Here is a 20,885-nt window from a genome sequence, read left to right as displayed (position 1 = left end):
ATATATCTTAAACTAATTTTAAATAATAGGGTGTATAATTTAAAGATAAAAATCTATTTTTTATTTTAAATAAGAAAATCCATACAATCATTCATAGATATATTCCTATAATAATTATCATTATTTAGATTAATAGCATTAGTTATGGAGACTTTTTAAAAAAGAGAGAGAAGAGAATTGAGGATAATGTTGATTGTAAAAAATATTTTTTGTTGGATGGGGATATTTTTTCTTGCTCCATGTATTGACGGATCGCAAATTTTTTGTGATGATACACCCTCTGCTTTAGCCCATACAAACAAGCAATCCGGTAATCAAAAAGAATGCCCAAACCCTAATTTTTCTTCTATCTCTAAATTCTCTCTCTCATCCAAAGAAAATAATCCTCAAAAAATTTCTTATAAAAAAGAATTGGAGATACCCCATTTAGTTTGTTTTATGATTGATTATATTTATTTGCAATCAAGCACACTTGCTATTGAGGAAAAAGTCCAAAAGGAGTTTAAGTTTCTTATCCCTATCCTTCAAACTTTTACTCACCAATGCCTGGATACGCAAAAAATTAGCGAACTTTTAAATAAAATCAAACTCAAATCCTTTAAAAAAGGCTATATCACAACAAATTTTGGTTTAAAATCTCAAGATTTAAATACCAAAACATTAATTGTCATGATAGAGACTTCTATTCTCAAAGAAATAGAATATGAAAATAAAAACCGCTTCTCAACCTTGTTTTGGGGCAAAGATTATGGGATTAAAATCGGAGATATTTTTTGCATAAAACCCATTGACAGAGGATTTTATAACTTTAAACGTCTCAAAACGCAAAACCCCACTATGGAAATCCTATCCATTCCCCCTGAAAATCAACAAGACGCAATCGGTTCTAAACTCATTATCAAGCCTCACTCCTCCTTGCTCCCAATTTATGCTTCTTTTAATGCAAACAATGGAGGATCTCTATCAAGTGGGATTTATCAGACTTCTTTTCAATTAGGCTTAGAAAACATACTCTCTTTAGCAGAAATTTTTAATACCTACGTTGTCCTCACCCCTAATTGGAAAAATGCTCACAATATTTATGCTTCATTTGATTTTAGCATCCCTTTTAGGCGCTTTTTATTCTCTATAAACACCTCTTATTCTGAATATGCTCAGAATATTCCTATATTAAAAAATACATTTAAATATCATGGATATAGTGCAAATATGGATATCAAGGGAGGTTTTTTAATCTATATGGATAATCTTAATCAAATCACTTTTAACTTTGGATTGGGCAAAAAATGGGCGAAAAACTATCTTGAGAATATTGAACTTATCCCTCAAAGACGAAATCTAACAAATGTTTATGCAAATTTCAACTATCTAAGATATATCAAACAAGCTTCTTTCAATCTAAGTTTGGGCATCAAACAAGGAGTGAAATTTTTAGGAGCTATGGAAAATCTCACAAACTCTCAAGAGTCTCCTGATTTTTTCTACACGATCCCTACAATAGATATATATGCTTATGCGCCCTTTGATATGAATCGCCAACATTTTGCCTATACAGGATTTTTAAAAACACAAGTCTCAAGAACAAGACTTTATGCGAACGAAAAATTTAATCTGGGAGGGATTTATAGTGTGCGTGGGTTTGATAGCTCAGCCCTAAATGGTGAAATAGGGATTTTGAATCGAAATGACTTGGCTTATTATTTCCCTCCCTTTTTTAGAATATCTCTTGTCCCAACTTTGGGAATAGATATGGGATACACAACAGATATTTATATGAATTCTCAAGATAGATTAAGAAATCAAGGGTTTTTGATTGGAGGGGGCGGAGGATTAAAAATCTATTGGGGAAGATATTTTAATACTGAAATTTGGGGATACGCTCCTTTTTATAATCCCTCCAAACTCAAAGGCAGATATTTTTATGCTTCTGCGGGTATTTATTGGCAATAATCCAAGACTATATTTTCTAACAAAAATCTATAAAGTCATTTATTTTTGTCCTATACCGCGTCTAATGCATATTTAATGATCTATTGTTTAAATATTTTTCTAAACTATCAAAAAATAAAAGTCTCAAATTATGTTACTTATTGTAATAATAAATCTCAAAATACTGACTACATGGTATTTAAAGGCTTTTAATAATATAGATTTTTATAGATTTTAACAAAATTTTTGATAAATTTTATAAAATTTATCAAAACACAATATGTGTATGATAATATTCTCAAATAAAATTATGCAAGGATACACAGATGAGTATTATTATTGGATTTCCAAGAGTTGGAGAACACAGAGAACTTAAAAAAGCTTTAGAGGGATTTTGGGCGGGCAATTTAACCCAAAGCCAACTTCTCCGGAGTGCCAAAGAATTGCGGGCTAAGCATTGGAGTTATCAAAAAAATCTAGAGTATGTCAGTGTCAATGATTTTAGTCTTTATGACAATATGTTAGATTTAGCTTGCGCTCTTGGAGCTATTCCTCGGAGATTTAGAGCATACAAAGATTTGGAACTTTATTTTGGAATGGCGCGTGGGCTTAAAGAAAGCGTTGCTTGCGAAATGACTAAGTGGTTTAATACCAATTATCACTATGTTGTCCCTGAACTAAGTGCCCATGATGATTACAAAATTGATGCAAGCAAGATTATCCTTGAGTACAATGAAGCCAAAGCTTTAGGCTACAGACCAAAAATCAATCTCATTGGACTTTTTACATTTGTCGCTTTATCAAAAATCATCGATGGAACAGATTTTGATACTATTTTTACAAATCTCAAACAAGCTTATTTCCAACTTCTTGATGAACTCAAAAAACTAGACACAACTCTCACTATTCAATTTGAAGAACCTATCTTTGCAAAAGGCACAGATGAAAGATTTTATAGCAAAATCAAAGAAGTTTATGATCAAATCGCTGCTAAAGGATTCAAAACAATTGTAGTGAGCTATTTTGAGCAGAGTTTGGAAGCAACAGATATTTTGTGCCAAACAAATATTGAAGGCATTGGGTTAGACTTTTTGTATGGAGAAAAAAACCTTTCCTCCCTTGAGTTGCTTGCAAAAAGTGGTAAAACACTTTATGCAGGGATTATTGATGGACGCAATATCTGGGTAGCCAATCTTGAGAAAAAACTACAATTCTTAGAGCAAATCTCACAAAAATTTCCTAAAGATAAAATTGTTTTATCTACAAGTTGCTCGCTATTGCACACACCATTTAGCAAAGATTCAGAAACCAACATGGACAAAGAAATACTCTCTTGGCTAAGCTTTGCTAGAGAAAAAATCCAAGAACTTGAACTTCTGGAATCTGCATTCAAAAATGGCATCAATGAATCTATCAAACAGTCATGGGAACAAAATAAAGCCATCAACCAAAATAGAAAAATTTCGCCAAAAATCAATGACAAAGCCACCCAAGATCGCCTTCTTACCCCCGGTAAAACTCAAAGAGAAGTTGCCTTTAAAGATAGAATCAAACTCCAACATCAAGAATTAGCCTATCCTATCCTCCCAACCACAACCATTGGATCATTTCCACAAACTCCGCAACTACGCGCATTAAGACAAGATTTTAAAAAAGGGCAAATTAATTCAGATATTTACGAAAAAGGCATTCAAGATTACATCAAAGATTGTATCGCCTTCCAAGAAGAAATAGGGCTGGATGTGTTAGTGCATGGAGAGCCGGAGAGAAATGACATGGTAGAATATTTTGGAGAGCAGCTTAAGGGCTTCGTTTTTAGCCAAAACGGATGGGTGCAAAGCTATGGAAGCAGATGTGTCAAACCCCCTATCATCTTTGGGGATGTCAGCAGACCTGCCCCAATGACACTTAAATGGGCTACTTATGCCCAAAGTTTGACTAAAAAAATAGTCAAAGGAATGCTCACAGGACCTGTAACTATCCTTAATTGGTCTTTTGTAAGAGACGACATACAAAGAAGTGCTGTATGCAAACAAATAGCGCTTGGGATTGCCGATGAAATTGATGATTTGCAAAATGCAGGGATAAAAATCATCCAAGTTGATGAGGCTGCTTTCAAAGAAGGTTATCCATTGCGAAAAGAAAATGTCAAAACCTATGAAGAATGGGCACTTTTATGCTTCAAAACCTCCACAAGTGTTGCAAAACCCTCAACACAAATCCATACGCATATGTGTTATAGTGAGTTTAATGATATTATCAAAACCATTGAAGATCTGGATGCAGATGTCATCAGCATTGAAACTGCAAGAAGCGGGAATGAATTGTTAAAAATATTTGCACAAGTTGGATATTCCCATGAAGTAGGTCCTGGCGTCTATGACATCCATAGCCCAAGAATCCCAACCCAAGAAGAAATCATCAAACAAATCAAACTTCTTCTTGAAGTCTTACCCAAAGAACAACTCTGGATCAATCCTGATTGTGGTCTAAAAACAAGAAAATGGGAAGAGGTCAAACCAAGTTTGAAAAATCTTGTCCAAGCAACCAAACAAATCAGAGACAAAGCCTAAGGGATAGCAATGATAGAGGAGTGTGTCCATAAAATTTTAAATACAAAATTTCTAAGCTATGAAATCACTCCTCCAAGAGGGACTAACATTGGAGAAGAACTCATAAAAGAATTGCAAGAATGGGATGGCTATGATGCCCTTGTATGCACAGATGCCCCATTAGCCAAATTCAAACAATCCTCCATACTCACAAGTCTCAAACTGCAAAATACACTCAAAAAACCTGTTATATGCACTCTCAATATGAGAGATAGAAACTCTATTGCAATTCAGGGGGATATTCTGGGAGCAAATCAATTAGATGTAAGGCTATTTTTAGCCCTCAGTGGCGATCCTGTCAAACTAGGGGATTACCCCAATGCAAAAGGTGTGTTTGAAGGCAATAGCACTCTCCTTATTCACCTAATCAACCAATGCAATCAAAACAAAGACCTTAATGACAAGCCCTTCAAGGGTGAGGTAAAAACAATCTATCCTTTTGGCGTTATCAACTCTTATGCCAACAATCCCTTAAGTCTCAAAAATAAGATGAAACGCAAAATAAAATCAGGCGTACTTGCCCTTTTCACTCAACCTATCTATGATATAGAAAATGCTAAGATTTTGGTGCAATGGTGCGCAGAAATCAACCGAGAACTCCACACAAATACCCAACTTGTATTGGGGTATTTTCCAATCATGAAATATAAAACGGCTCAATTTTTATACTCTAAACTCCCGGGTGTATTCGTGCCTCAAATATGGCTCAAAAAACTTGAAGAAGCCTCTTTAATAAGCCAAGAACAAGAACAGAAAGTAGGCTTTGAACTCAGTAAGAAACTCTTTGAAGATCTCAAAAATACCCATTATAAAATCCATTTCATGAATGCCAACAAAATCACATTAGCAAAAAAAATTCTCCGGTAAATAACTCTGCATATAATTGATTAAGACAATAAAACGGCTTCCGGTCTCTAATACCTATTAGTTGATAAATTTTATGATAACTTACATTCTCCATATTAATTCCAAGGGCATTCATTGATGAGAATTTTGCCCAAAACCAAAAAGTTTGCTATTGTCTAGGTATCCAAATAGTTTGCTTAGATCCTTGATTATGAGATTGTTTGAATGCCATCAAGCTATCATGAGCGCAACCACCCAATAAACATATGCCTAAAGTGCTTGTAATCATTATTTTCATTTTAAATCCTTACAATTAATTTAATAAAATAATAAATCTTATTAATTAATAATTATTAAATTATAGTAATTATCTTTAATATTAAAAATAATTTTATTACTCAAGCATTCCAATAAACATTCTCAAAATAAAAAACACAAAGCTCTTGCCTAAATTCGCACTTCTTTCCTTGAAGAATCCGGAATCTGTTTTGGCAATCAATCAGATTATAACCAGCAAGGTGCAGTAGAATCAACAATCCTATTGAGAGATTTTTATATTGACAGATAGGATTTGATAAGTTTGCGAGAATGATGAAAAACACATTTCAAAAGTATTTTTACTCAATCTTAAGTATTTCTTATAATCAAGCTCTTTGGTAGCTTAAAATAATCAATAACTTCTTCTTCTTTCAAACGATGCTCTCCCTTATCTCTCTCATGATCATAACCTAGCAAATGCAAAATACCATGTACCAGCAACAAAGCAATTTCAAGATCGACTAAATGCCCCAAATCTTGGCTTATTCTCCTTGCCATATCTACATTAATGACGATACTGCCTAGAGGTAAAGATATTCCGGATATACCCATATTATCAAATGGGAAACTCAACACATCTGTTGTCTTATCTTTGCCCAAAAATTCTTTGTTGAGTAAATGGATATGTTCATCATGAGTTAGGAGCAGCTCAATTTCTTGTGAGCTTAAGAATGCAGCAATTTTATTTAAAAGTTTGTAATCAAAAATAAAATCGGTTTCATTGGTAATTTCCAGCATCTCCATCCTGAATATTAAAAAATTTTTAGATTATACATTTAAGACATTAAAACCCAATATAAGTGCTATAATTTTAGCCCTTAAAAGCAAAATTTTATTTGAGGAAAATGCATGGTGGATTATGGCATTAAATTTTGGTCAAATGATGACTTTATCATTGATAATGGCGTTGTAAAAGTCAATCATAAAAATAAACCTCCAATCATTGATATTGTCAATGAAGTAAGAGAAAAAGGCTATAAAGGACCTCTCTTAATTCGCTTTCCCCATCTTATACAAAAACAAATAGAAAAAATATTTGCTACTTTTGAATCTTCTATCCAAGAATATAAATATAATGGTAAATTCAAGGCTGTTTTTCCTCTCAAAGTCAATCAAATGCCTAATTTTGTCTTACCTCTTGTAGCTTGTGCCAAAGATAAATGCTATGGGCTGGAAGCAGGAAGTAAATCTGAACTTATTGTATCTATGGCTTACACTAACAAGGGTTCTCCTATCACCGTCAATGGCTTCAAAGATCGTGAAATGATCAATCTGGGTTTTGTAGCAGCCAATATGGGGCATGATATTACACTCACTATTGAAGGTCTCAATGAATTGGAAACAATTATTGAAGTGGCTAAAGAAATGGGAGAGCCATGCCCTCATATCGGTCTTAGAATACGTCTTCATAGCACAGGAACAGGAGTATGGGCAAAAAGCGGGGGGATTAATTCCAAATTTGGTCTAACAAGCACTGAATTACTTGAAGCAATCAAACTTCTTGAAGATTCCAAACTGCTTCATAAATTTACAATGATCCATTTTCATATTGGCAGCCAAATCAGTGATATTTCACCTCTAAAAAAAGCGATCCGTGAAGTGGGGAATATCTATGCAGAGCTTAGAAAAATGGGAGCGAAAAATCTCACTTGTGTCAATATTGGCGGGGGTCTTGCAGTCGAATATACTCAACATGAAGGCAACAATAATCGCAATTACACATTAAGTGAATTTAGTGGGGATGTGGTTTTTTCCCTCAAAGAAATTGTCAAAAACAAAAAAGAACCCGAACCGGATATTTTTATCGAATCAGGTCGTTATATATGCGCTAATCATGCTGTTTTGATTGCTCCGGTATTGGAATTATTCTCACAAGAATATGATGAAAAAGCCCTCAAACTCAAAGAGAAAAATCCTCCATTGATCGCTGAAATGCTTGATTTATATCAAAGTATCAGTGAAAAAAATGCAATTGAATATTTACATGATAGTCTTGATCATATGGAATCCTTGCTGACTTTATTTGATCTGGGCTATATTGATTTACAAGATAGAAGCAATACAGAGGTATTGGTGCATTTGATTATCAAAAAAGTCATCAAACTCCTTAAACATAAAAATCACAATGATATTATCCGTATTCAAGAGCAAGTTCAAGAAAGGTATTTATTAAATTGCTCTTTTTTTCAAAGTTTGCCGGATTATTGGGGATTGGGACAAAATTTCCCTGTTATGCCTCTGGATAGGCTAAATCGACGCCCCACAAGGAGTGCAAGTTTATGGGATATTACTTGTGATAGCGATGGAGAAATTACTTTTGATTCTTCCAAACCCTTATTCTTGCATGATGTGGATGTTACCAAAGAAGAATATTTTTTAGGCTTTTTTTTAGTAGGGGCTTATCAAGAAGTTCTGGGAATGAGGCATAATCTTTTTACTCACCCTACTGAATTTAGCGTTGTTTTTGATGATGAGTTAAACAAAGGCTATGAAATACAAAATCTTCTTGAAGCTCAAACCATTCTGGATGTGCTTGATGATCTTGATTATGATACCAAAGAAATTGAACGCATTTTAAAGCAACGCATAGAAGAAAATCAAGACATCGATGAAGAAACCAAAAAAGAAGTCATGGGGCAACTCTATATCATGCTCAGCGAAAATGGCTACCTAAGAACCATTGCAAGTGGTGAAAAAAATTGACTCCAAAAGATTCTAATAAAATAGGGCTTTTTGCGATTATTAAAGAAGATTTTAGTGTCCCTTTCAAAAAAGATCCTGCTATCAATTCTAAAATAGAGCTTTTTTTTAATTATCCCGGTCTTATTGCTATTGTCCATTATCGCATTGCTCATAGATTCTATCAACGAGGGTTTAAAATCTTTGCAAGAATTTTAATGGGCTTCACACAATTTCTAACTAACGTTGATATTCATCCTGCTTGTAAGATTGGCAGGAGAGTATTTATTGATCATGGTATTGGCGTAGTCATCGGGCAAACAGCTGAAATTGGCGATGATGTAACTATCTATCAAGGGGTAAGTTTAGGTGGGGTGAGTTTGGAGAAGATCAAGCGTCACCCTACTTTAGAAAATGGTGTGGTTGTAGGAGCAGGGGCAAAAATTCTTGGAAATATTACTATTGGGGCAAATGCAAAGATTGGGGCAAATTCAGTTGTTATCAAAGATGTTCCGGCTGATATGACAGCTATAGGTATCCCTGCTCGTGTTCTTAATAAAAACAAAACTCAAGAAACCAATGCTGCTATTAAACTTCCTGATGTTGATAAAGAACTCTTTAACTATCTCATTGAAAAAATCAATCTCATTGAGCAAACCATTCACTCTAATCCTGAAAATTCTAAAAAAGACGCTCAACTCCAAAATATTTATGAAAATTATATCCGTTGCATTAAAGATGAATAATAGAAAATGAAATTTATCCCTAAAATTTCTTAAAAGCTGACTTTGATTGAAAAATAGATATTAAAATTTTCAATACATTCAATACAATAAAAATTGTGATAAAAAAGCTAAAAACTTAATATATAAAGATTATCTTTAGAAGAAAAAATTAAGAAGAATTTAATATTAACAGTATTTAAATCTAAAATAAAGCCTGTTTTCATAAAGTCATATAACTATGCAAGATAGAATCTATTGGTTTTATACCCTCATAGACTTGATGAAATAAAATACCTTTAGAATACTCCGGATGGTGGCTTGAGGCGGAATCGAACCACCGACACGGAGATTTTCAGTCTCCTGCTCTACCGACTGAGCTATCAAGCCAAACTCAAAAAAGAAGCAAAATTATTCCAAAAAACCCTTGAAAAACAACTTAAATTCGCATAAAAACTCAATTATAAAAAATTAAGATGATTTTATGCCTCAAAAACACTCAAAATTCCTAAAAATAGCCTATCCATACGGTTATCTTTTTGTTACAAACTAACTCATTTATAAGAATTTATTGATTTATTTTTAAATATTAAAGAATAACTAAGTAATTATTTATTTTTGTAGTAATACAATTGATACATAACTTAAAAATAAAAAGGAGAGTTTAATTGAAAAAGATACTTTTGTTAGCTATTTTGGCTATAGGAATACTACAAGCCCAAACAGCCTATATCAACAAAACTTCGCCTCTAAAAATTAATGGCAAAATTGTAGGCGAAATTACAGTGCTTACACCGGTTGAAGTCCTTCAGACACAAGGTAATCAAGTCAAGATTAAATTAAAAGGCGCGATGGATGAAAACTATACCAAAGCTATCCAAAAAAGTCCTGAATTAGGGGAGATTTATGCTACTTTTATTCAAGATGACAATCCTTTTTTGAAAGTTATTTCCAAAAAAGAAAATGATTATGGAGACTTATGGTTTGAGGTAGAGGGAGAATTTGAAGTTGATAAAACAATTTTGGATTCGAGTGATCAATCCCTCTACACAAAGGCAAAAACCATTTATGAACAAACTTGTTCACAATGCCACCGTCTCCATGCACCCAATAGTTTCACCGTCAATCAATGGCCAAGCAATATCAATAGTATGAAAGATATGGTTTCTCTAGATAAAGATACCAAAGAATTAATTACTAAATATTTGCAACAACACGCCAAAGATGCTCAAAATCATTAAGGAGAAAATTCATGAAAAGAAGAGATTTTATTAAAACTACCTCAATTCTTGGGGCAGGTAGTTTGCTTCAAGCTAACAAATTTGATGCAGCTACACAAACAATTTTTGATTCCAATAAAATGCTTAGTGGAAATCGATATGGAGCATTTTATGCAAAAACAAGCAGTAATCAAATCGTCAATGTAGAGCCTTTTGAGGGAGACAAAAAACCCAATAACCTCATCTATGCTATTCCTGATGTTGTCAATAATGAAAGTCGGGTCGAATACCCAATGGTAAGAAAAAGCTACCTAAAAGCTAAAGGTCCCGCAAAAAATGATCTTAGAGGACAAGATGAGTTTGTAAGAGTCAGCTGGGATGTAGCTCTAGATTTGGCTGCAAAAGCATTAAGAAAAAATTTTGATAAATATGGTCCTGAGGCAATCTATGGAGAATGCTACTGGTGGGGGGGTTCCGGAAAAGTTAGCTGGGGACGCACAGTTGCCCATAGAATGTTAAAAATATTAGGGGGCTATGTAGAAGAAAGTGGGGATTACTCTACAGGGGCAGGAATGGTTATTATGCCCCATGTAATGGGTAGCAACACAGTTTATGAAAGCCCTACCAAATGGAAAGCTGTTCTTAAGGGAGCTAAAAATGTTGTATTTTGGGGGACAGATCCACTTATTACCAGTCAAATTTCTGTAGGTATTCCAACTCATGATAGTTACCCTGCTTACGAAGAAATCAAAAAAGCAGCCAAAAACAAAAAACTCAATCTTTACAGCATTGATGTCAAACAAAATGACACACAAAGATTTATGGAATCTGAATTTATTTCTATTATTCCAAATACAGATACGGCTATGATGATAGGAATGGCACACTATCTTTTTACCTCAGGACTTTATAATAAAGATTTTATCCATAAATATACTGTAGGGTTTAATAAATTTAGAGATTATTTCATGGGCAAGGAAGATGGTGTCATCAAAGATGTTGCTTGGGCATCAAAAATCTGTGGCATTCAAGCCAAAACTATCCAATCTCTTGCTGAAAAGTTTGTTAAAGAACCCACTCTCATTATCGCCGGAAGAGCGTTACAAAGACAAGATCATGGCGAACAAGCATTTTGGATGATAGCAGTGCTTACTGCAATGCTGGGACATATTGGCAAGCTAGGGTGTGGTTTTGAATTTAGCTTAAGTTATTATTCTCAAGGAGGAACAGACAAAATTGCGCCCTCATTGAAGGGTATGAGCACAAATGTTGCTGAAGTTTATAACAAAAAGTATCCTAATGCTCCTTGGCTTAAACATCAAAATATTACCATTCCATCTTCAAGATCTATTCAAGCCCTCCAATTTCCAGGATCTATTATCGATCAAGATGGTAAAAAAATCAAACTCCCTCATATGAGAGTATTTTATCTTGCTTCCGGATCACCCTTGACAAGACATCAAAACGTAAATAATACAATCGCTCAACTTAAAAAAGTTGATACAATCATTACCGCCGATCCTTATTGGACATCTATGGCAAAAATGTCTGACATCGTTTTGCCTGTGGCTACAGAGGTTGAGAGAATTGATATTGATCAAACCAATGCAAACAAAGAATATATCATTGCCAGAAAACCTGTCATTGATCCAATTGGAGAAAGCAAAAGCGATTTTTGGATATGCCAACAACTTTGCAAAAAATGGGGCTATGAAGAAGTATTTACAGAGGGTAAAGACGAATTAGCATGGGCAAAAGATTTTTATGAAGATGCACGCAATCAAGGAGCAAAACTCAATATCACTATGCCAAAATTTGAAGACTTTTGGAAACAAGGTTATGTGCGTTTTACAAAAGATGATGAAGAAAGCGAGCTTTATACAAGATTACAAGATTTTGTGCAAGATCCCTTCAAAAACAAACTTGGCACACCATCAGGAAAGATGGAAATTTACTCCCCTGTTATCGCAAAATTCAATTATGATGATTGCAAAGGACACCCTATGTGGTTTGAACCTATGGAATGGTTAGGATCACCCAAATCCAAACAATACCCTATTCACATTGTTAGCCCACACTCTCGCTATAGACTCCATTCACAAATGAATAATTCTTTTATCCGAACATTTGCTGAAATTAGCGGTAGGGAACCTATATTAATCCACCCTGAAAATGCGAAAGCTAGAAATATCAAAAGTGGGGATATTGTCCGTCTTTTTAATGATCGCGGAGAAATTCTTGCAGGAGCAATCGTCACTAAACAAGTCAGAAAAGATGTCGCCATTATTTGTGAAGGGGCATGGTATGATCCTGAAGTCTGGGGACAAAAAAGTCTCTGCCAACATGGAGATATCAATGTCCTTACAATCGACAAAGGAACTTCTAAACTCGCTCAAAGCAACATTGCACATACTACATTGGTTCAAATTGAAAAGTTTAAGGGAAATACTCGTGAAATTAGAGCTTTCTCTAAACCAAAAATTCTTCAAAGTCTCTAAAAACAAGCTTTCTTATTGCAGGAAATTCCTGCAATAATTTTTATTTATCCTCATACCTCAATAATAACAAGCTATAATAATACATTCATTTAAAGGCAAGAGATGAAGTTAATATCATGGAATGTAAATGGCTTAAGAGCTTGCATGAACAAAGGTTTCATGGATTTTTTTAGATCTGTAAATGCAGATATATTTTGTATCCAAGAGTCCAAAATGAATCCCCAACAAGCTCAATTTGACTTTGAAGGTTATGAAGAATTTTGGAATTGGGCGGAGAAAAAAGGATATTCAGGCGTAGCTATATTTTCCAAAAACAAGCCCATTAGCGTAAGCTATGATATGGGGATTGCTCATCACGACAAAGAAGGCAGAATCATCACGGCTGCGTATGAAGATTTCTATCTGGTAAATGTCTATACTCCTAATTCTAAACGCGATCTTGAAAGACTTGCTTATCGAATGGAGTGGGAAGATGATTTTAGAAAATTTCTCAAAAATCTGGAAAAAACAAAACCTGTTATAGTGTGTGGAGATCTCAACGTTGCCCACAAAGAAATTGACTTAAAAAATCCAAAGACAAATCGCAGAAATGCCGGTTTTACAGATGAAGAAAGAGGGAAAATTACCCAACTTTTAGACTCAGGATTTACAGATACTTTTAGGTATTTTTATCCTGATTTGCAAGAGGCTTATAGCTGGTGGAGTTATATGGGAAAAGCTAGGGAAAACAACACGGGTTGGAGAATTGATTATTTCCTTTGTTCTGAAACTTTAAATTCTAAACTCAAAAATGCCTTTATATATCCCGAAATTATGGGCAGCGACCACTGCCCTGTAGGGATTGAAATTCAATGTTAAATTTATCTGTTCAAATCATAAGGTGTAACTTGATAAACATAATAATTTAACCAATTACTAAAAATCAAGCTTGCCCCGGATCTCCAATTTACTATCACCTCTTGATTTTGATTAAAATAATTTTTTGGTTCTAATGGGCACAATCCCCTTTCTTTATCTCTGATATATTCGTTTCTTAATGTGTCAGCATCATATTCTAAATGACCAATAATAAAAATTTTTTTGTTATCAATAGATTTGATAATTCCAACCCCAGCCTCTTGACTATAACACAAAATAGAAAGCTCCTTAGAAGAGGCTACTTTTTGCTCATCAATACCGGCATGTCTGGAGTGAGGCATATAAATTTGGCTATCGCACCCTGTAAATAAAACATCAGATGTTTTTATTTTTGAATTAGCAAAAACACCAAATATTTTTTCTTTAAGAGAATATTTTGTAACGCCATAATAATAATACAAACTCGCCATAGCCCCCCAACAAATATAAATTACACTATTAACATTTGTTTGTGCAAAATCCAAAATCTCTTTCATCTCATTCCAATAAGCAACATCTTCATATTCCATTTGCTCCACAGGAGCACCTGTAATAATCATCCCATCAAAGTATGTATTTTTAAGCTCATTAAATTTTTTATAAAATCTTTTTAAATGGGATTTTGGCGTATTTTTACTCTCATAAGATTGTGTTGTAATGAATGTTACATTGACTTGAAGAGGTGAATTTGCCAATAATCTTATTAGCTGGCTTTCAGTTTGAATTTTTGTAGGCATTAAGTTAAATATGACTATTTCAATAGGTCGAATGTCTTGAGTAAGCGCCCTACTTGAAGACATTACAAAAACATTTTCACTATCGAGTGTTTTAAAAGCAGGTATATCTTGTGGTATGACTACAGGCATTATTTTCTCCTATTAACAAAATAATTTTATTAGCAAATCAATCTAAAATCTTGTCATTTATGATTTTTTATATTAATAATAAACACAATATGTGTTTATTATATTAAGAAAATGCAAATATCACAGAGATAAAATCTTTAAAAATATTATTGATGTGGGTTAATGAAACATCTAAAATAAAACTCCCTCTTTTTAAGAAGATGGAGTTAATGTAGCGTGAGGGAGACTTTCGACATAAAGGCTTCGACTTGGGAAAGCGAAGCTTAATCCATTAGATTCAACAATTTTCATAATTTCAAGAATTAGAGCTTCTTTGACTTTTAAAAACTCTCCCCAAGCCACCGTCTTGCTAAAGCAATACAATAAAATATTAATAGAGCTATCTGCAAATTCATCAACAAACACAAAAAGTGTATTTTTATAACCTAAATAATCATCCATAGAAATAATATCTTTTTTAAAGGCTACTTGATAATCTATATGTTCACGCTCATCAGTATCTTTGGAAATATTTTGGTTATTTAAGAGCAGTTCCCTAATTTCTTTGACACATTTTTCAAGCTGTTCACGTTTAGAACCATAAGTTAAACCAATGCTCATTTTAATACGCCTACCAACTTTTCGACGATTCCAATTCCTGATTGATTTGTTGGCAAGCTCTGAATTGGGCACAAAAAGAAGTGCATTATCAAATGTTCTCACAGTTGTGCGTCGCAACCCCATTTCTACCACAGTCCCTTCAACATCTCCGCACACAATCCAATCCCCTTGCGAAAATGAATTATCAAACAATAACATCACAGATGCAAAGAAATTTGCAAGTAAATCCTTCACAGCCAATGCAACTGCCAATCCACCAATCCCCAAAGATGCAATAATTGCAGAAATATTAAATCCTAAATGTTTCAAAATTGCCAACAATCCAAAAATGATCACAATAAAATAAACGATTTTTAAAATCAAATTAATTACTTCTTTGCGAAAACCATCCGAACTTTTTTGAGCAAGAGTGGTAATAAACGCACCCCCATAACCTTTTAATAAAGAAATAACAAACCATACCAGCAAAGCAATATAAACTACTCCAAACCATACTTGAATCTTTGAAGATGCTAAATTGGGATAATATAAAATATCCAGTGAAATATCAAAACTCCAAACTAAAAGCAGCCATGAAATTGGCGCTGTAATATCATTGCGAATTTTATTTTGTATGGCTTGGTTGTGACGAGTAAATTTCACGAAGAAATCTACGATTTTCAAAATAATCCTAGCTACAATTTTTCTGCATCCCAATAAAACAATCAATGTCAATAACGATAAAATTACCTTTGCAACACCAAGATTACTTGTATTGATAGGGACATAATGGTCAATTTTTTCCAAAAGCCATTCCATGCCTAAATTCATAATTGCATTTTGAGGGAGAATATTTTGAGCATATTCTTGCATGTAAGATAAAATTTCTATATAAGTTTGGAGTTTAACTTTATATTGATAAACCTTGTTCTGAAGTTGTTGTTTTTGATTTGAATTCAAATTAGAGGGGATAGAATACTCCACCTTTATTTTTTCATTCAAGCTAATCAAATAAGGAGCAATAGTTTTAGTAACATCATCTTTTTGGCTAAAAAAATCTATTTTCTTGCGTAATTTTTCTATCATTTCATAAATATCTTGGTCTAACGAAAGATCATCAAGCAAAATTTTATTTAAAGTATAAGTATAGGCGTCCTGAGTTTGTGTAGTAGTTTGAAGTTCAAACCTAATTTTAGTTTGCTCTATTTTATTTGCTTTAATATCAATCCCTATTTTTTCCTTATGATCGAGAATCTTTGAAGTTAATTGTTTTATCAAATCCATCTTTTGTTCTGCATATACAGCAGCTTCTGTAATTTTTTGAGGATTATTTTTGTAAGTATCAATATCTTGATTGATTTGATTGATTTGCTTAAAGATTACATATAAATCTGTAAAATCAGGATTATCCATAGCTTTTAAAGAAATACTTGCCCCTAGCATTAAAAGTATAAATGTCCCTATAAAAACAATTTTTTTCATTTTTTATCCTTATTTTCTTCTAAATCTTCCAAGACATATTGTTTGAATAGATCTCCTCTTTGTTTATAAGAACTAAATTGATCTAGACTTGCAGCAGCAGGGGATAGAAGCCCTACTCCATCTTGTCCTAAAATATGCTTAATTTTTTTTACTGCATTTTCAAGCTCACTGCATAAATGAAATCTAATGCCATATTGTTGGCTTAATTTTAAAAGCTTTTCTTGATTGCTCCCGATACTAAAAATTTCTATATCCCATTTTTGGACTAATTCAAAAATAGGATTTTGATGAGCACCTTTATCCTCACCTCCCAAAATCAAGAATATTTTTTTATCTTGATAACGCTTGAGTGCTTCTATAGTTGCATCAACATTTGTTCCCTTGCTATCATCTACCCATAAACGCATTTGTTTATCTCTAAATTCTTCAATCCTGTATTTTCCGATTTGAAAACTATTGAGTAGAGTAATATCTATTTCTTCAAAAAGAATTTTTGAAGCCTCCAGAGCCAAAAGACCATCAAGCAAAAAAGGTTCTTTAAATTTAATGTCTTCTGCTGTAATTCCAATTTCTTCAGACAAAGACATAGAGTTCTCATAAAAGAATATTTTTCCTAAAAAATTTTTTACCTCTTTTGTAGAATGAAATTCTTTTGGGATAATTGCATGAGTATCTTGAGACATTAGTGTTAAAGGCTTGAGTTTATCACATATGTAATCTTCAAAACTCCCATGCCAAGTAATATGATCTTGTTTGACCGGGAGTAAAATATAGAGTTTTGGATAAGCTTTTTGAATATAATGGATGCTAAAAGAGCTTGTCTCCAATACCCACAAAGGAACTTTTTGGGCATAAAGCACGGCTAGAGGTGTGCCAATATTTCCCCCACTCTTTGCTCCTCTATGAAGAAGCAAAAGTGTAAGCATTTGGGTTGTGGTTGTCTTACCATTTGTCCCACTAATCCAAATGGTTTGAGGGCAATAAGCAGAAGAAAACAGATTATAAAAATAATCATACTCCCCTATAAGATTTTTTGCTTGTTTGACTAAGGGGTGATAAGGAGGAATACCCGGACTTACAATTTCAAGTTTTGAATTTTGAGGCTTAAATTCGCTTGAAGGAGCAAAAACATTTCCCTTTTCATCAGAAGATGCGCACAAAAATTTATCATCAAAAATATGGCATTTCATCCCTTGTACATTTAAAAATTCTACCATTGGTTTAGTAGTAACCCCATAACCAAAAATTGAAATATTTTTCATCTCTTACCTTATTTTAATACTCATTAACGCAATAATATTACTCAAAATAGCAATAATCCAAAACCTTACGATAATTTTATTTTCTGCCCAACCTTTTGCCTCAAAATGATGGTGAATAGGTGCCATAAGAAAAATTCTTTTTTTGCGTGTTTTGTAACTGCCTATTTGGAGAATAACAGATAAAGTCTCAATCACAAAAATGATGCCAATAAGAATAAGTAAAATTTCATTATTAGAAATAATTGCCATATAAGCAATAAATCCTCCTACCCCAAGACTCCCACTATCACCCATAAAAACTTGCGCAGGGTGGCAGTTATACCATAAAAATCCAAGGAGCGCCCCAATAAGTCCAACAGATACGATAAATAATTCTCCTGCATCTACAACTCGAGGCCACAAGAGATACCTGGAAAATTCAGCATTCCCTGCAATATATACAAACACAGATAAAGATACCAGAGCACAAATGCCGGGAACTGTTGCAAGACCATCTAATCCATCAGTGATATTAACAGCATTTGTTGTCGCCAAAAATACCAAAGTCCAAAATGCAATTGCTATGCCCGGATAATTATCCAAATAAAGCAAAGGTTTTTTCATAAATGGCACATACAAACTAGAATCCAATCCATTCATATTCAGCACACTTGATACCCCTACAGAAACAATAAAAAGGAGAATGAATTTTAACCTTGCGCTCATACCGCTATTTTTTTTAGCAGCAATTTTTATATAATCATCTCTTGCTCCAATAAATCCAAAAGCAATCAAAACAACCAATCCTAAAATAACATAAGTATTATTAAGTTTAACACTCAAAACAGAGGCAATTACTGTGGCTAAAATAAAAATAATCCCCCCCATTGTAGGGGTGTTAGCCTTGCCTTGATGAGCGGGAACAAATGTTGATATGGGTTGGTTTGCTTTTTTTGATTTTGCCCATTTGATAAAAGAAGGCAAAAGGAAAGCGCATAAAAAAAATGCCAGGAAAAAACTCACTCCGGCCCTAAAGGTAAGATATTGAAATACATTGATACCAAAAACCGAATACAGATAATACAACATACAGCACCCTTGTTTTTTAATTTAGAATTATAATTCATATTTTGAGATAAAATCTTTAAAAATATTAAATCTACACTCTTTTTGCTTTCTAAAATGTTTATTTCATAGTAAAATATAATTTCAAATATTGTGTGAGGATATATTATGCTTTCTAAAGACATTGTTACTTATTCTAAGATTCGCTATGAACTTCGTGCTTATATCTGCTATCTTTTTACTCAAAATATCAAAAATTATATGCCGGCAACAAGCCTAGAATCTATTCTAACAGCTATTAAAAAAATAAAAGATGAAATTAAAGCTTTTGATTGTATCTATGTTCTGGATGCTAAAGGCAATCAAATAAGTCAGACTATCACAGATAATCAAAATATACGCGAAAATACTTATGAAAATTTTTCAGATAGAGCTTATTTTTATGAAGCTATCAAAGAACAAAAATGTATTATTACCAACCCATACCCCACTCAAATTAATGGAAATCTTGTTGTTACCTCTTCTTATCCAATTTACACCCCCAATCATGAATTGCAATTTGTTGTTTGCATTGATATCCCTCTCAAAGATGCTATCAACATTAGTTCTCCAAGCCGCTTTTATGATATTTTTTCGAATTTTAGCATTGCTATGTATTTTTGTCTCTCTACAATGCTTACTCTTATCTCAATTTTACTTTTTGTCAAAGGAGTTGGAAGTTTTTGGACAGCTTCAGTTCATTTTAGAAGTTTCGACATCAAAGAAGTTTTTGAAGCCACGATTTTACTTACATTATCACTGGCAATTTTTGATTTGGTAAAAGCAATTTTTGAAGAAGAAGTGCTAGGAAAGAATAGCGGGGATAATCATCGTGCTATTCACAAAACGATGATTAGATTTTTGGGTTCTATTGTTATTGCACTAGCGATTGAGGCTTTGATGTTGGTATTCAAATTTACTATTAGCGAACCTGATAAAATTATCTATGCTGTTTATCTTACTGCCGGCGTAGCTATGCTTTTATTTGGATTGTCCATTTATGTCAAATTTGCCTATGGCGCTATGAATAAAGACGATAGAAACTAAATTTATTTCTTGGATTTAGCAACAGCCTCATGGCAAGCTTGTATAAAAGCGCCTCTCACAGCTCTATCTTCAAGCACATAAAGTCCTTCAACAGTTGTTCCCCCCGGACTTGTAATAGAAGAAATAATCTCATCAGGGGTTTGTTCATTCATCAAAGAAGCAAAGCCTTCAAATGTTGCACGCACAAGTTTTAAGGCATCATCTCGTCTCAACCCTTCCCTCACTCCGGCATCAATAATTGCTTGGGCAACCAATGCCAAAAATGCAGGAGAACTTCCTCCTGTGGCAATAGAGGCATCTACTAAACTTTCAGAATCTACAAATACAGCACTCCCAAAACTTGAAAGTATTTCTTGGGCTTCTTGTTTTATATCTCCTTCTACAAAAACTGCTGTAGAAGATTTTTGGTATCTAGCCCCAACATTAGGCATTAATTTAGCATAACCACCGGAATGAATATGTTGTTTAAGAGTCTGTATACCCACCCCTGCCATGACACTATAAACAGAATTTGCATTGCCTATATACTTAAAATTCCCTAAAGCATAAGGTTTTAGGCATAAAATAACGATTTTTTGATCGACATTAATCTCACAACAAGATTGGTAGATTTTGGCTATATCCCCTAAATGATTGCAATCAATAAAATGTTGTGCTTTTTTTGAATCTCTGCCGGCTATTTCAAGATGATATTTGCTCTTCAAATTACTATTATAAATCCCACATGCAATAGCTTTTGCCATGCTGCCATATCCAACAAAAATTAAAGTATTCTTCTCTGCCATTTTAAATCCTCCTGGAATATAAAATTATATTTTAGAACCAAACAACAAATAAGCTAAGTA

16 protein-coding genes and 1 tRNA gene are annotated in these 20,885 nt (G+C 33.5%); 9 read left to right on the top strand and 8 right to left on the bottom strand.

The window, feature by feature from the left end; all coding sequences use genetic code 11:
• The first annotated feature begins 189 nt into the window (after nt 1–189).
• From BKH45_RS03240 to BKH45_RS03230, 3 genes are all read left to right on the top strand, one after another.
• A complete protein-coding gene (locus BKH45_RS03240; protein ID WP_180675603.1) occupies nt 190–1,950 on the top strand; it encodes a ShlB/FhaC/HecB family hemolysin secretion/activation protein in 1,761 nt (586 codons plus the stop codon).
• A gap of 305 nt (nt 1,951–2,255) precedes the next feature.
• Nucleotides 2,256–4,502 (top strand): 5-methyltetrahydropteroyltriglutamate--homocysteine S-methyltransferase, encoded by a 2,247-nt coding sequence (gene metE, locus BKH45_RS03235; protein WP_095274034.1) that lies wholly within the window; start codon nt 2,256–2,258, stop codon nt 4,500–4,502.
• Between the two features lie 9 nt (nt 4,503–4,511).
• A complete protein-coding gene (locus BKH45_RS03230; RefSeq protein ID WP_095274033.1) occupies nt 4,512–5,408 on the top strand; it encodes a methylenetetrahydrofolate reductase in 897 nt (298 codons plus the stop codon).
• Nucleotides 5,409–5,556: 148 nt separating this feature from the next.
• On the opposite strand, the gene BKH45_RS09045 is transcribed toward BKH45_RS03230, so the two are convergent.
• The gene (locus tag BKH45_RS09045; RefSeq protein ID WP_257874488.1) at nt 5,557–5,685 is read right to left on the bottom strand and encodes a hypothetical protein; all 129 of its coding nucleotides are present in this window, start codon (nt 5,683–5,685) and stop codon (nt 5,557–5,559) included.
• Between the two features lie 329 nt (nt 5,686–6,014).
• Complete coding sequence (gene ybeY / locus BKH45_RS03225; RefSeq protein ID WP_095274032.1) at nt 6,015–6,443, bottom strand: rRNA maturation RNase YbeY; 429 nt, start codon at nt 6,441–6,443, stop codon at nt 6,015–6,017.
• A gap of 111 nt (nt 6,444–6,554) precedes the next feature.
• Here ybeY and speA point away from each other — a divergent pair, with 111 nt between their 5' ends.
• Complete coding sequence (speA, locus tag BKH45_RS03220; RefSeq protein ID WP_095274031.1) at nt 6,555–8,408, top strand: arginine decarboxylase; 1,854 nt, start codon at nt 6,555–6,557, stop codon at nt 8,406–8,408.
• Complete coding sequence (gene cysE / locus BKH45_RS03215; RefSeq protein WP_257874487.1) at nt 8,405–9,130, top strand: serine O-acetyltransferase; 726 nt, start codon at nt 8,405–8,407, stop codon at nt 9,128–9,130. The genes speA and cysE overlap by 4 nt, the downstream gene beginning before the upstream one ends.
• 290 nt (nt 9,131–9,420) lie before the next feature.
• Here cysE and BKH45_RS03210 read toward each other — a convergent pair.
• Nucleotides 9,421–9,496, bottom strand: a tRNA-Phe gene (locus BKH45_RS03210).
• Nucleotides 9,497–9,774: 278 nt separating this feature from the next.
• Here BKH45_RS03210 and BKH45_RS03205 point away from each other — a divergent pair.
• The 3 genes from BKH45_RS03205 (at nt 9,775) to BKH45_RS03195 (ending at nt 13,682) form a co-directional block, all read left to right on the top strand.
• The gene (locus BKH45_RS03205; RefSeq protein ID WP_095274030.1) at nt 9,775–10,347 is read left to right on the top strand and encodes a hypothetical protein; all 573 of its coding nucleotides are present in this window, start codon (nt 9,775–9,777) and stop codon (nt 10,345–10,347) included.
• An 11-nt stretch (nt 10,348–10,358) separates the two neighbouring features.
• A complete protein-coding gene (locus tag BKH45_RS03200; protein WP_095274029.1) occupies nt 10,359–12,824 on the top strand; it encodes a molybdopterin-dependent oxidoreductase in 2,466 nt (821 codons plus the stop codon).
• A gap of 102 nt (nt 12,825–12,926) precedes the next feature.
• Nucleotides 12,927–13,682 carry an exodeoxyribonuclease III gene (locus tag BKH45_RS03195; RefSeq protein WP_095274028.1) on the top strand — a complete coding sequence of 252 codons (756 nt, stop codon included), beginning with the start codon at nt 12,927–12,929 and terminating at the stop codon, nt 13,680–13,682.
• A 2-nt stretch (nt 13,683–13,684) separates the two neighbouring features.
• Here the strand turns inward: BKH45_RS03195 and metA are convergent, their stop codons facing one another.
• The 4 genes from metA to mraY all read right to left on the bottom strand — a co-directional run bounded on the left by metA (nt 13,685) and on the right by mraY (nt 18,978).
• Nucleotides 13,685–14,587: a homoserine O-succinyltransferase gene (metA, locus tag BKH45_RS03190; protein ID WP_095274027.1), complete on the bottom strand. Its 903-nt coding sequence runs from the start codon at nt 14,585–14,587 to the stop codon at nt 13,685–13,687.
• A 192-nt stretch (nt 14,588–14,779) separates the two neighbouring features.
• Nucleotides 14,780–16,648: a mechanosensitive ion channel family protein gene (locus tag BKH45_RS03185; RefSeq protein WP_095274026.1), complete on the bottom strand. Its 1,869-nt coding sequence runs from the start codon at nt 16,646–16,648 to the stop codon at nt 14,780–14,782.
• On the bottom strand, nt 16,645–17,910 hold the full coding sequence (gene murD, locus BKH45_RS03180; protein ID WP_095274025.1) for a UDP-N-acetylmuramoyl-L-alanine--D-glutamate ligase: 1,266 nt from the start codon (nt 17,908–17,910) through the stop codon (nt 16,645–16,647). Before murD ends, BKH45_RS03185 begins: the two co-directional genes overlap by 4 nt.
• A gap of 3 nt (nt 17,911–17,913) precedes the next feature.
• Entirely contained in the window at nt 17,914–18,978 is a 1,065-nt protein-coding gene (gene mraY, locus BKH45_RS03175) for a phospho-N-acetylmuramoyl-pentapeptide-transferase (protein WP_095274024.1), read from the bottom strand.
• A 144-nt stretch (nt 18,979–19,122) separates the two neighbouring features.
• Between mraY and BKH45_RS03170 the strand changes: the two genes are divergently transcribed.
• Nucleotides 19,123–20,040, top strand: coding sequence for a PDC sensor domain-containing protein (locus BKH45_RS03170; RefSeq protein WP_095274023.1), 918 nt, complete (start codon nt 19,123–19,125; stop codon nt 20,038–20,040).
• Between the two features lie 2 nt (nt 20,041–20,042).
• Here the strand turns inward: BKH45_RS03170 and proC are convergent, their stop codons facing one another.
• On the bottom strand, nt 20,043–20,825 hold the full coding sequence (gene proC / locus BKH45_RS03165) for a pyrroline-5-carboxylate reductase (protein WP_095274022.1): 783 nt from the start codon (nt 20,823–20,825) through the stop codon (nt 20,043–20,045).
• Nucleotides 20,826–20,885: the final 60 nt, after the last annotated feature.

It is taken from the genome of Helicobacter sp. 11S03491-1 (assembly GCF_002272835.1).
Taxonomy (GTDB): Bacteria; Campylobacterota; Campylobacteria; order Campylobacterales; family Helicobacteraceae; genus Helicobacter_J.
Note: the sequence above shows the minus strand (reverse complement) of the source record. Positions and strands in the feature narration are given on the sequence as shown.

Bases quoted from the DNA above. Each gene is read 5' to 3' on its own strand.
- metA (WP_095274027.1), bottom strand. From the start codon at position 14,587: ATGCCTGTAGTCATACCACAAGATATACCTGCTTTTAAAACACTCGAT.
- metE (WP_095274034.1), top strand. From the start codon at position 2,256: ATGAGTATTATTATTGGATTTCCAAGAGTTGGAGAACACAGAGAACTT.
- proC (WP_095274022.1), bottom strand. From the start codon at position 20,825: ATGGCAGAGAAGAATACTTTAATTTTTGTTGGATATGGCAGCATGGCA.
- murD (WP_095274025.1), bottom strand. From the start codon at position 17,910: ATGAAAAATATTTCAATTTTTGGTTATGGGGTTACTACTAAACCAATG.
- mraY (WP_095274024.1), bottom strand. From the start codon at position 18,978: ATGTTGTATTATCTGTATTCGGTTTTTGGTATCAATGTATTTCAATAT.
- ybeY (WP_095274032.1), bottom strand. From the start codon at position 6,443: ATGCTGGAAATTACCAATGAAACCGATTTTATTTTTGATTACAAACTT.
- BKH45_RS03185 (WP_095274026.1), bottom strand. From the start codon at position 16,648: ATGAAAAAAATTGTTTTTATAGGGACATTTATACTTTTAATGCTAGGG.
- BKH45_RS03200 (WP_095274029.1), top strand. From the start codon at position 10,359: ATGAAAAGAAGAGATTTTATTAAAACTACCTCAATTCTTGGGGCAGGT.
- BKH45_RS03230 (WP_095274033.1), top strand. From the start codon at position 4,512: ATGATAGAGGAGTGTGTCCATAAAATTTTAAATACAAAATTTCTAAGC.
- speA (WP_095274031.1), top strand. From the start codon at position 6,555: ATGGTGGATTATGGCATTAAATTTTGGTCAAATGATGACTTTATCATT.
- BKH45_RS03170 (WP_095274023.1), top strand. From the start codon at position 19,123: ATGCTTTCTAAAGACATTGTTACTTATTCTAAGATTCGCTATGAACTT.
- BKH45_RS09045 (WP_257874488.1), bottom strand. From the start codon at position 5,685: ATGAAAATAATGATTACAAGCACTTTAGGCATATGTTTATTGGGTGGT.
- BKH45_RS03195 (WP_095274028.1), top strand. From the start codon at position 12,927: ATGAAGTTAATATCATGGAATGTAAATGGCTTAAGAGCTTGCATGAAC.